The 10,756-nt window shown below is 64.6% G+C and carries 10 protein-coding genes; 8 read left to right on the top strand and 2 right to left on the bottom strand.

The window, feature by feature from the left end; translation table 11 throughout:
* Positions 1-125: 125 nt before the first annotated feature.
* Positions 126-725: a lipocalin family protein gene (locus tag ACVOLI_RS14210; RefSeq protein ID WP_481614919.1), complete on the bottom strand. Its 600-nt coding sequence runs from the start codon at positions 723-725 to the stop codon at positions 126-128.
* Between the two features lie 136 nt (positions 726-861).
* On the opposite strand from ACVOLI_RS14210, the gene ACVOLI_RS14205 reads away from it, so the two are divergent.
* Both ACVOLI_RS14205 and ACVOLI_RS14200 read left to right on the top strand, forming a co-directional pair.
* Positions 862-1,179 carry a hypothetical protein gene (locus ACVOLI_RS14205; RefSeq protein WP_481614918.1) on the top strand — a complete coding sequence of 106 codons (318 nt, stop codon included), beginning with the start codon at positions 862-864 and terminating at the stop codon, positions 1,177-1,179.
* A 68-nt stretch (positions 1,180-1,247) separates the two neighbouring features.
* On the top strand, positions 1,248-3,347 hold the full coding sequence (locus ACVOLI_RS14200; RefSeq protein ID WP_481614917.1) for a prolyl oligopeptidase family serine peptidase: 2,100 nt from the start codon (positions 1,248-1,250) through the stop codon (positions 3,345-3,347).
* 665 nt (positions 3,348-4,012) lie between these two features.
* Here ACVOLI_RS14200 and ACVOLI_RS14195 read toward each other — a convergent pair.
* On the bottom strand, positions 4,013-5,215 hold the full coding sequence (locus tag ACVOLI_RS14195; RefSeq protein WP_481614916.1) for a pyridoxal phosphate-dependent aminotransferase: 1,203 nt from the start codon (positions 5,213-5,215) through the stop codon (positions 4,013-4,015).
* 103 nt (positions 5,216-5,318) lie between these two features.
* Between ACVOLI_RS14195 and ACVOLI_RS14190 the strand changes: the two genes are divergently transcribed.
* Genes ACVOLI_RS14190 through xerC form a run of 6 tightly spaced genes read left to right on the top strand, consistent with a single transcriptional unit; the run spans position 5,319 to position 10,567 of the window.
* Positions 5,319-7,427 carry a S9 family peptidase gene (locus ACVOLI_RS14190; RefSeq protein WP_481614915.1) on the top strand — a complete coding sequence of 703 codons (2,109 nt, stop codon included), beginning with the start codon at positions 5,319-5,321 and terminating at the stop codon, positions 7,425-7,427.
* Between the two features lie 18 nt (positions 7,428-7,445).
* Positions 7,446-7,868, top strand: coding sequence for a YbaN family protein (locus tag ACVOLI_RS14185; protein ID WP_296247689.1), 423 nt, complete (start codon positions 7,446-7,448; stop codon positions 7,866-7,868).
* 52 nt (positions 7,869-7,920) lie between these two features.
* Positions 7,921-8,154 carry an LPS translocon maturation chaperone LptM gene (gene lptM / locus ACVOLI_RS14180; protein WP_481614914.1) on the top strand — a complete coding sequence of 78 codons (234 nt, stop codon included), beginning with the start codon at positions 7,921-7,923 and terminating at the stop codon, positions 8,152-8,154.
* Positions 8,147-8,998, top strand: a complete 852-nt coding sequence (dapF, locus tag ACVOLI_RS14175; protein WP_481614913.1) for a diaminopimelate epimerase — start codon at positions 8,147-8,149, stop codon at positions 8,996-8,998. Before lptM ends, dapF begins: the two co-directional genes overlap by 8 nt.
* Positions 8,995-9,672 carry a DUF484 family protein gene (locus ACVOLI_RS14170; protein WP_481614912.1) on the top strand — a complete coding sequence of 226 codons (678 nt, stop codon included), beginning with the start codon at positions 8,995-8,997 and terminating at the stop codon, positions 9,670-9,672. The genes dapF and ACVOLI_RS14170 overlap by 4 nt, the downstream gene beginning before the upstream one ends.
* Before the next feature lie 16 nt (positions 9,673-9,688).
* Positions 9,689-10,567 carry a tyrosine recombinase XerC gene (xerC, locus tag ACVOLI_RS14165; protein ID WP_481614911.1) on the top strand — a complete coding sequence of 293 codons (879 nt, stop codon included), beginning with the start codon at positions 9,689-9,691 and terminating at the stop codon, positions 10,565-10,567.
* Positions 10,568-10,756: the final 189 nt, after the last annotated feature.

The following is a 10,756-nucleotide window of genomic DNA, read 5'->3' as shown; positions in this document are numbered from 1 at the left end:
CCCCCCCCCCCCCGCGGCGGCGGCGTGGGGGGGTGGGCTGGCGGTTTGGCCCTTCCTCTCCCGGTTGGGGGATTTCCGGACCCCCCCCGCCCCCCCCGGGCCGCCCCACTACGGTTCTGTCCCTGTTACTTCTTGTTCGGCACCTCAAAGCCCAGCTTGTCCACCTGCTGCGGGTGCTGCGGCACGCGCTTGAGCTTGTCGGTGTTGACGTCGTACTTGTCACGCAGGCGCGTGGCGAGCTGACGGTAGTTAGCGTTGTCCATGTCCGGTTCGCGGGCGAAGATCCACGCCATCTCGCGACCCGGGTAGCCGATCAGTGCCCAGGAGTAGTCCGGCGCCACTTCAAGAATGCGTGAACGGGTCGGTACTACCCGGTAGAACCAGGTGCGCCAGCTGCGGTTGCCGCTTTCTTCGTCCACCTTGGCGCGGATGTCGATCTCTTCTTCCGGTTCGGCAAAGCCTTCGCGGAACTGGTACTTGATGGCTACCTTGTCGTCGTCACGCAGGGTGTAGGTGTTGACGCTGGCCACATGGCCACGTTCGATGAAGTTCGGTACGCGTCCGATCACATACCAGCGGCCCATGAAGCGCTGCAGGTCTATCGGGCCCTCGGCGATTCCTTCCACCGTCGTCGTCGCCGGTGCAGCCTCCTGTGCAAGTGCCGGGCTCAGCGGCAGGGCGAGACTCAACAGCATGGCGGACACAAAGACGGGAATCGGTCGCATTACGGGTAAGGCACCTATGAAGGTCAGGGCTGCATGTTCGACGGGCAGCGATGCGTCCGTCAATGGCAGGTCGCAGTCTGTGAGATGGCGGCCGCCGAGGATGCACTCCAACACAGCCATGTTGCCGGAGAACGTCATGACCAAGCCGCTTGCATCGTCATCCCGTCGTAACGCGCAGGACGCGCCCGATCCGCAGGTGCTGCGCTGCGTCAGACAGGCGGCCCTGGCTGGCCTGGCACTGGTGCTGGTCTGGCCGGCGGCGCGCGGCCACAGCCAGTGGATCGGCTGGTTGCCGCTGTGGCTGGTAGGCATGCCGCTGAGCGCCTGGTGGGCCTTGTACCGCTTCCGCCTACCCGCAGCTTGGAGGAACCGCCACGCCAAACCGCGTAAACGCGGCCCGCAGGCCACCCGTGGCCGTCGCCCGGCCCGGCGTCGCCTGCCGCAGGCGGCCTGACCTTCGACACGTGGGGGCGGGCAGGGGGCTGTGTTAGCGTTCGCGGCTTATGACCGCATGGAGCCAACATGTCCCGACTCACCTCTGCCTGCCTTGTGGCAGGTCTGCTTTCTTCCGGCCTGGCCGGGGCCGCCATGGCCGCTGACGACTCCCAGGACAAGTACGCCTGGTTGGAAGACGTCACCGGCGACAAACAGCTGGGCTGGGTGAAGGAGCAGAACGCCAAGTCCGAAGGCCGCCTGGCCGTGACCCCGCAGTTCAAGGCGATGGAGGCCGGCATCCGTGAGGTGCTGGATTCGGATGCCAAGATCCCGGGTGTCGAGAAGATCGGCGATTACTACTACAACTTCTGGAAGGACAAGCAGCACGAGCGCGGCGTATGGCGCCGCACCACGCTGGTCGAATACCGCAAGGCCGAGCCGCTGTGGGAAACCGTGCTGGACCTGGACGCGCTGAACAAGGCCGAGGGCGAGAACTGGGTGTGGCATGGCGCCAACTGCCTGCGCCCGGAGTACAACCGCTGCCTGATCGCGCTGTCGCGCGGTGGCGCCGATGCCGATGTCACCCGCGAATTCGACATCTCCAAGAAGGACTGGATCAAGGACGGCTTCTTCCGCGCCGAGGCCAAGGGTGGCTTGGGCTGGATCGATCAGGACAACGTCTTCGTCTACACCGATTTCGGCAGTGGTTCGATGACCACCTCCGGCTACCCGCGCGTGGTCAAGCGCTGGCAGCGCGGCACCCCGATCAGCGCCGCAACCACGGTGTACGAGGGCAAGCCGGAAGACATGTACATCGCCGCGATGCACGACGATACGCCCGGCTTCGAGCGTAACTTCGTCAGCCGCACGATTGCTTTCTACAACAACGAGCTGTTCCTGATCGGCGCCGATGGCAAGCTGACCAAGGTCGACGCACCGAACTCGGCCGAAAAGGGCGTGCGCCGCGAATGGCTGACGCTGGAACTGCGTGAGCCGTGGACCGTAGGCGGCAAGACCTATAACGCAGGTTCGCTGCTGGCGACGAAGTTCGATGACTTCATGGCCGGCAAGCGTGAGTTCGACGTGCTGTTCGCGCCGACCGATACCACCTCGCTGGCCGGTACCACCTGGACCAAGTCGCACGTGGTGCTGAACGTGCTGGACGACGTCAAGAACCGCCTGAAGGTGCTGACCCACGGCAAGGACGGTTGGGTGAGCAGCGATTTCACCGGCGCACCGGCATTTGGCACCATTGGTGTCGGCGCAGTGGACGCGGACGAAAGCGACGCGGTGTGGATGACCGTCACCGACTACCTGACCCCGACCACCCTGGCCCTGGCCGAGATCGGCCAGCAGCCGGAAGTGCTCAAGACCATGCCGGCGTTCTTCGACGCCAGCGACAAGGTGATCGAGCAGCACTTCGCCACCAGCAAGGACGGCACCCGCGTGCCGTACTTCGTCGTGCACGACAAGACGATGAAGCTGGATGGTTCCAACCCGACCCTGCTGTACGGCTACGGTGGCTTTGAAATCTCGCTGACTCCCGGTTATTCCGGTGGCATGGGCCGCGCCTGGCTGGATAAGGGCGGCGTGTACGTCGTGGCCAACATCCGTGGCGGTGGCGAGTACGGTCCGCGCTGGCACCAGGCGGCGCTGAAGCAGAACCGTCACAAGGCCTACGAGGACATGGCAGCGGTGGCGCAGGACCTGGTCACCCGCAACATCACCTCGGCCAAGCACCTGGGCGTGCAGGGCGGCAGCAACGGCGGTCTGCTGACCGGCAACATGCTGACCCAGTACCCGGAGCTGTTCGGTGCAGTGGTGGTGCAGGTTCCGCTGCTGGACATGAAGCGCTACAGCCACCTGTTGGCCGGTGCTTCGTGGATGGCCGAGTACGGCAACCCGGACACGGCGGATTGGGACTTCATCAAGACCTTCTCCCCGTACCACCTGTTCGACCCGGCCAAGAGCTACCCGCCGGTGCTGTTCACCACCTCTACCCGTGATGACCGCGTCCACCCGGGCCACGCCCGCAAGATGGCGGCCAAGATGATCGACGCAGGCAAGGACGTGACCTACTACGAGAACATCGAAGGTGGTCATGGTGGTGCAGCGAACAATGCGCAGGCCGCGCATATGTCGGCACTGGCGTACAGCTTCCTGTGGGAGCAGCTGAGCAAGAAGTGATGCTTGGTTTGAAGTGATGCAAAACAAACGCCACCGAAAGGTGGCGTTTGTTTTTGCTTTTGCTTTTGCCTAAGCCCCTCTCCCGCTTGCGGGGTGAAAGTGGGGCGTTTACAAACCATCGGTTTGTGCCCCTGTTGAACGCACTTGCGCCAGCGCAAGGGCCGGGGCGTGGAGCGGGGGTTGGGGTGAGGGCAAGGGCGGAGTCTTGTTGGTGAATTGCGGTAGGCATTTCAAAAGCTCAAAAGCTCCCCCCATCCGCCCTACGGGCACCTTCCCCCGCAAGCGGGAGAAGGGAAATAGCCAAAGCCGAGCCACAGTCACAGTCACAGTCACAGTCACAGCCAAAGCTAAAGCCGAGCCACAGCCACAGCCACAGCCAAAGCCAAAGCCGAGCCACAGCCACAGCCACAGCCACAGCCACAGCCAAAGCCAAAGCCAAAGCCAAAGCCAAAGCCAAAGCCAAAGCCAAAGCCAAAGCCAAAGCCAAAGCCAAAGCACCCCTCCCCAGCCCTCCCCTTCGCTTGCGGCGAAAGGGAGGGAGTTGCAAGCAAAGCATGCGTGCTGAGTTGTGCTTGCGCTCTTGCTTCTGCTGTCGCTTCCACTCCCTCCCTTTCGCCGCAGGCGAAGGGGAGGGCTGGGGAGGGGTGCCTTTAGGCTCTTAGCCCTTAGCCAACCTTCCCAGCCAACCAACTCTCCAACCCCCGTCCAATCCGCTCCACCGCCTCCTGCAAACGCCCAACATCCTGCGTATACGCAATCCGCACATGTTGGTTCGCCCGATAGTTCCCAAAATCCAGGCCAGGCGTAAACGCCACATGCTCGGTCTCCAGGAAGTGCGCACAGAACGCCTGTGCATCATCGGTAAACGCGCTCACATCGCAGTACAGGTAGAACGCGCCCTGCGGCTCCACATCAATCCGGAACCCAAGCGCCCGCAACGCTGGCAGCAGATAATCCCGTCGCTGCCGGAACTGCTCGCGGCGCTGTTCGAAGATCGCAATCGTCTCCGGCTCGAAACACGCCAAGGCCGCATGCTGCGCCATCGACGGCGCGCTGATGTACAGGTTCTGCGCAAGCTTCTCCAGCTCCGGTACCGCACGCGGCGGAGCCACCAGCCAACCCAGCCGCCAGCCAGTCATGCCGAAGTACTTGGAGAAGCTGTTCAACACGAACGCCTCGTCATCCACTTCCAGCACGCTGGGCGCATCAAAGCCATAAGTCAGCCCGTGGTAGATCTCATCCACCACCAGATGCCCATCGCGTTCCTTCAGTGCGGAAGACAGGCCAGCCAACTGCCCAGCATCCAAGGTGGTGCCAGTCGGATTGGCCGGCGAGGCCACCAACGCACCAACACTGCTGGCATCCCAATTTGCAGCAATCGATTCCTGAGTCAGCTGATACCCACTTTCAGGCCCCACCGGCACCAGCTGCGCCGCGCCTTCCACCAGGCGCAGGAAATGCCGGTTGCAGGGGTAGCCAGGGTCGGCCAGCAGCCAGTGCTTGTCCGGGTCCACCAGCAGGCTGGAGGCCAGCAGCAGCGCGCCCGAGCCGCCCGGGGTGACCAGGATCCGCTCCGGGTCGATGTCCAGCCCGTAGCGCTGGCCGTAGAAGCCAGCAATGGCCTGGCGCAGGGCAGGCAGGCCGCGCGCTGCGGTGTAGCGCGTATGACCGGCGGCCAAAGCGGCCTGGCCGGCGCGGACGATGGGCTCGGCGGTGGTGAAATCGGGCTCGCCGATCTCCAGGTGGATCACGTCGTGGCCTTGCTGCTCCAGTGCGTTGGCGCGGGCCAGCAGCGACATGACGTGGAAGGGCGCGATCTCCTGACTGCGGCGGCTGTATGGGGCGTGCGGGGTGTGGGGCGTGTTCATCGCTGCATGATAGGCGCCGTTGATGGCAGCGGGGCAAGCGCCGGGCATGGCACACTGTGGCCTGCTGCACTGGATGCACCACCGCTGTTCCGGAGTGAACCTGATGAAACCTCTTCTTTGCCTGTTGGTTGCAAGCCTGATGATCAATACCGCCGCCGCGTCCCAGCCCACCCCGCCTGATGTCGAGAAGCGCCCGCATACGGTGACCGCGCCGTTCGGTGCGCAGCGCGAGGATGCGTATTACTGGTTGCGTGACGACGAGCGCAAGGAGCCGGCGATGCTGGCCTACCTCAACGCCGAGAACGCCTACACCGACGCCCTGATGGCGCCGCTCAAGCCGCTGCAGGACAAGCTCTACGCCGAGATCGTCGGCCGCATCAAGCAGGACGATGCCAGCGTGCCCTACCCCGAGCGCGGCTACTGGTATTACACCCGCTACGAGACCGGCAAGGACTATCCCATCCACGCCCGTCGCAAGGGCGACATGCAGGCGCCGGAAGAGGTGCTGCTGGATCTCAACGTGCTGGCCGAAGGCAAGGGCTATTACGCCGTCAGCGACATGGACATCAGTCGCGACAACACCTTGCTGGCCTATGCCGAAGATTCTGTGGGCCGCCGCCAGTACACCATCCGCTTCAAGGACCTGGCCACCGGCAAGGTGTTGGACGACGTGATCGAGGGCGTGTCGGCCAATGTGATCTGGGCCGATGACAACCGCACCCTGTTCTACGTCGAGAACGACCCGGAAACCCTGCTCACCGTGCGCGTCAAGAAGCACGTGCTCGGCACCCCGGCCAGTGCCGACGTGCTGGTCTACGAGGAGAAGGACGACAGCTTCTACATGGGCATCGGCCGCACCCGCGACGACCGCTTCATCACCATCGGCGTGGACAGCACCGTGTCCTCCGAGCTGCGTTACACCTCTGCCGCCAACCCGGGCGAGTTCACTGTGCTGGCCAAGCGCGAGCGCGATGTCGAATACGACGCCGACCACTACAACGGCCATTGGGTGATCCGCACCAATGCCGATGGCGCTACCAACTTCAAGCTGGTCACCGCGCCGGAAGGTGCCACTGACCGCAAGCAGTGGAAGGATTGGGTCAAGCACGATCCGCAGGTGCTGATCGAAGGCTTCGAGCTGTTCGACGGCTATACCGCCATCGCCGAGCGCGCCGAAGCGCTGGAGCGCGTGCGCCTGCTGTTCGCCGATGGCCGCAGCGATTTCGTCAAGGCCGATGAGCCGGCTTACTCGATGGGCCTGTCGGTCAACGCCGAGCCCGATACCGAGTGGCTGCGTTACAGCTACACCTCGCTGACCACACCGGCCACCACCTACGAGCTCAACGTCAAGACCGGCGAGCGCCGCCTGCTCAAGCAGCAGCCGGTGATCGGCTATGACCCGAGCAAGTATGAAACCGAGCGCGTCTGGGTGACCGCCCGCGATGGCGCGCGTATTCCGGTGTCGCTGGTCTACAAGAAGGGCTTCAAGAAGGACGGTACTGCCGCCCTGTACCAGTACGCCTACGGCAGCTACGGCATGTCGATGGACCCCAACTTCAACCAGAGCGTGGTCAGCCTGCTGGATCGTGGCGTGGTCTATGCCATCGCCCACATCCGTGGCGGCCAGGAAATGGGCCGCAGCTGGTACGACGACGGCAAGCTGCTGCACAAGCAGAACACCTTCAACGACTTCGTCGACGTGACCCGCGCGCTGGTCGCACAGGGCTATGCCGCCAAGGACCGCGTCGCGGCCTCGGGCGGCAGCGCCGGTGGCCTGCTGATGGGCGCGGTGGCCAACCAGGCCCCGGGCGATTACCGGGTGATGGTTGCGCAGGTGCCGTTCGTCGACGTGGTCACCACCATGCTCGACGCCAGCATCCCGCTGACCACCAACGAGTACGACGAATGGGGCAACCCGGAGCAGAAGCCGTACTACGACTACATGCTCAAGTACTCGCCGTACGACAACGTCACCGCCCAGGCCTATCCGTCGCTGTTCGTCGGCACCGGGCTGTGGGATTCGCAGGTGCAGTACTGGGAGCCGGCCAAGTGGGTGGCCAAGCTGCGTGACGTCAACACCGGCAGCCAGCCCATCGTGTTCCGCACCAACATGGAAGCCGGCCACGGCGGCAAGTCCGGCCGTTTCCAGCGTTACAAGGAACAGGCTGAGTCCTTCGCCTTCGTGCTGGGGCAGCTGGGCCTGGCTGACTGACGCAGCCAGGTCGTAGCGATGCCTGATACACCGCCGCCACGTGATCCTCCCGGTCCACGCACGCGCCCACCGCGCCTGCGCTGGGCGTGGTGGCTGCTGGCTTATGTCAGTCTGGGCGTGGGCATCGTCGGCATCTTCGTGCCGGGGCTGCCCACCACCGTCTTCGTGCTGATTTCGGCCTGGGCGGCCTCGCATGGCTCCGAGCGGCTGCACCGCTGGCTGCTGGACCACCCCCGCTTCGGTCCGGCCATCCGCGACTGGCAGGCGCACGGCGCGGTCAGCCGCAAGGGCAAGTGGATGGCCAGCCTGACCATGCTGGCCTGTGCCCTGATCACCCTGTGGTGCGTGCCGCTGGCCTGGGTGAAATGGACCTCCATCAGCATCATGGCCTGTGTCTGCCTGTGGCTGTGGCTGCGCCCCTTGCCCCCCGGCGAACGCTGAACGGGGCGAGATCGCGGTTCGGACTTCATGGTCCAGTGGCTATACTCCGGGGATGAACAAGACGTCCCGTTTCCTGATTCTCATCCCGGCGGCCTTCCTGCTGCTGGGTCTCAGTGCCTGTGGCAACAAGGGCCCCTTGGTGATGCCGCAGAAGCCGGTGCCGATCGAGGAACAGGAAGTCACCCCGGCCGACCAGCCCGCCACTGAAAAGCCCGACCCGGCCGCCGACAAGAAGGCCGACGAAGCCGTTGAAGACGGAACCGGTGGTGCTGGCGTAAATGAGTAAGTCGGCAACAGGGCGCATGCGCTTCAGCAAGATGCATGGCGCCGGCAATGATTTCGTGGTGTTGGACCTGCGTGACGGCAGCGCGCCGCCGAATGCCGAGCAGGCAGCGCTGCTGGCCGACCGCCACCGCGGCGTGGGCTGCGACCAGATCCTGACCATCGAGGCCCCGCGCAGCGAAGGCGCGGTAGCGTCCTACCGTATCTGGAACTCCGATGGCTCCACTTCGCAGCAATGCGGCAACGGCGCGCGCTGCGTGGCCGCCTGGCTGGTACGCGACGGCGCGGCGCAGGGCGACGACTTCATCATCGACAGCCCGACCCGTACCCACGCCGTGCAGCGCCTGGCCAATGGCGAATACGCCGTGGCCATGGGCAAGCCCGAGTTCGAGCCGGAACAGATTCCGCTGCTCGGCTTCCCGCGTGCGCGCGAGGAATACATGACCTCGCTGCAGGGCGAGAACGTGCGCTTCGGCGCCGTGTCGATGGGCAACCCACACGCCGTGCTGGAAGTCGGTTCGGTCGACGCCGCACCGGTCGAGCGGGTAGGGCCCTTGCTGCAGCAGAACCCCTCGTTCCCCGAATCGGTGAATGTCGGCTTCGCCCAGGTGATGGATGCCGGCCACGCCCGCCTGCGCGTCTACGAGCGCGGCGTTGGCGAGACCCTGGCCTGCGGCAGCGGTGCCTGCGCGGCGGCGGTGGTGCTGATGCAGCGCGGCCGCCTGCAGCGCGACGCCTTGATCTCCTTGCCCGGTGGCGACCTGCGTATCCAATGGCCGGCAGACGATGCCGAGATCGTGATGTCCGGCCCGGCAGCATTCGTATTTGACGGAGAGTGGATGGGATGAACGACACAGTCGAGAAAATCGGTGCCCATGAAGTCGCTGCCTGGCTGCGGCGTCATCCGACCTTCCTCAAGCAGTTCCCCGATCTGGCACTGACCATGGTGGTGCCGCGCGACGACGGCCCCACCGCCTCGCTCGCCAGTTACCAGCTGGAAGTGCTGCGCGACAAGAACCGCGAGCTGTCGCGGCGCTTGGCCGACCTCGGCGCCAACGCACAGATCAACGAACGGCTCGCCGTGCGTACCCACCAGCTGACCCTGGCACTGATGCGCCAGACCAGCGCCGCCGACACCCTGCGTGCGATGGCCGCTTCGCTGGAAGAAGATTTTGCCGGCGACCTGGTGCGCATCGTCTCCTTCGACGACGTGCCGGAACTGGCCGAAGCACCGTGGCTGCAGGTCATCGCCAAGGACGACGCCAGGTTGGCGCCGTTCCACGACTGCCTGCAGGACGGCGAGCCCATCTGCGGCCGCCTGCAGCAGGAAAAGAACGTCGTGCTGTACGGCGAGCGGGTCAACGAAGTGTCGTCCACCGCATTGTTGCCGCTGCCGGGCGTCGGCCTGATCGCGGTAGGCAGCTACGACCCCAACCGCTTCTATCCCGGCATGGGCACGCTGTTCCTGCGCATGATGGGCGAATCGCTGGTGACGGGCCTGCAGCGCTTCCGCAGCGCCTGAGTGGAGTGACGCGGCGATGAGCGCCGTCCAGGCATTCCTGTCCTACCTGCAGGTCGAGCGCCGCATGTCGGCGCACACGCTGGACGCCTACCAGCGCGACCTCGCCGCGCTCACGCAATGGTGCGAAGCGCATGACGTCGCCGATCCGCAAACCCTGCAAGGCGACCAGCTGCGCGAGTTCGTCGCCAGCGAGCACCGCCGTGGCCTGTCGGCAAAAAGCCTGCAGCGCCGCCTGTCGGCCTGCCGCAGCTTCTACGCCTGGCTGCTGAAGAACAACGTCATCGACAACAGCCCCGCCGCCGGCCTGCGTGCACCCAAGGCACCGCGCAAACTGCCCCAGGTGCTGGACGCCGACGAAGCCGTGCAGCTGGTCGAACTGCCCACCGACGCACCGCTGGGCCTGCGCGACCGCGCGCTGCTCGAACTGTTCTATTCCTCAGGCCTGCGCCTGAGCGAACTCTGCGCCATGCGCTGGCGCGACCTCGATACCGCCAGCGGCATCGTGCTGGTGCACGGCAAAGGCAACCGCGAACGCACCGTGCCGGTCGGCTCGCATGCAATGAACGCATTGCAGGAGTGGCGCAGGGAAAGCGGCGGTACCGGCGAGAAGCCGGTATTCCCAGGTCGTAGCGGCGGCCCGATCAGCCAACGCGCCGTGCAGATCCGCATCAAGCAACTGGCGCAACGCCAAGGGCTGTTCAAGAACGTGCACCCGCATATGCTGCGGCACAGTTTCGCCAGCCATATTCTGGAATCCTCAGGCGACCTGCGTGGTGTGCAGGAATTGCTGGGGCATGCGGATATCGCGACCACGCAGATCTATACACATCTGGATTTCCAGCATCTGGCCAAGGTTTATGATGCTGCGCATCCTAGGGCGAAGCGTAAGAGCTGATTCTATTTTCTTTGGATGGCTGCTTCCGATCCAAAGCAGGTATATGTTGTCTAGGAACGCCGGGGCGATTCACTTATACACGATCCTGCACGCGCCACTTGCGACCTTGCTTATTGCGATATATACATATCCCCGGGGAGCGGCTGCAATGCTGCCAGTCGTTTTTTGCAACCGATGCTGATGGGGCCG

This window comes from Stenotrophomonas sp. STEN029, assembly GCF_056760015.1.
Note: the sequence above shows the minus strand (reverse complement) of the source record. Positions and strands in the feature narration are given on the sequence as shown.

Excerpts from the sequence above, each read along its gene's own strand:
- ACVOLI_RS14185 (WP_296247689.1), top strand. The coding sequence starts at position 7,446 with ATGCCTGATACACCGCCGCCACGTGATCCTCCCGGTCCACGCACGCGC.
- ACVOLI_RS14205 (WP_481614918.1), top strand. The coding sequence starts at position 862 with ATGACCAAGCCGCTTGCATCGTCATCCCGTCGTAACGCGCAGGACGCG.
- ACVOLI_RS14190 (WP_481614915.1), top strand. The coding sequence starts at position 5,319 with ATGAAACCTCTTCTTTGCCTGTTGGTTGCAAGCCTGATGATCAATACC.
- ACVOLI_RS14200 (WP_481614917.1), top strand. The coding sequence starts at position 1,248 with ATGTCCCGACTCACCTCTGCCTGCCTTGTGGCAGGTCTGCTTTCTTCC.
- dapF (WP_481614913.1), top strand. The coding sequence starts at position 8,147 with ATGAGTAAGTCGGCAACAGGGCGCATGCGCTTCAGCAAGATGCATGGC.
- lptM (WP_481614914.1), top strand. The coding sequence starts at position 7,921 with ATGAACAAGACGTCCCGTTTCCTGATTCTCATCCCGGCGGCCTTCCTG.
- xerC (WP_481614911.1), top strand. The coding sequence starts at position 9,689 with ATGAGCGCCGTCCAGGCATTCCTGTCCTACCTGCAGGTCGAGCGCCGC.
- ACVOLI_RS14195 (WP_481614916.1), bottom strand. The coding sequence starts at position 5,215 with ATGAACACGCCCCACACCCCGCACGCCCCATACAGCCGCCGCAGTCAG.
- ACVOLI_RS14210 (WP_481614919.1), bottom strand. The coding sequence starts at position 725 with ATGCGACCGATTCCCGTCTTTGTGTCCGCCATGCTGTTGAGTCTCGCC.
- ACVOLI_RS14170 (WP_481614912.1), top strand. The coding sequence starts at position 8,995 with ATGAACGACACAGTCGAGAAAATCGGTGCCCATGAAGTCGCTGCCTGG.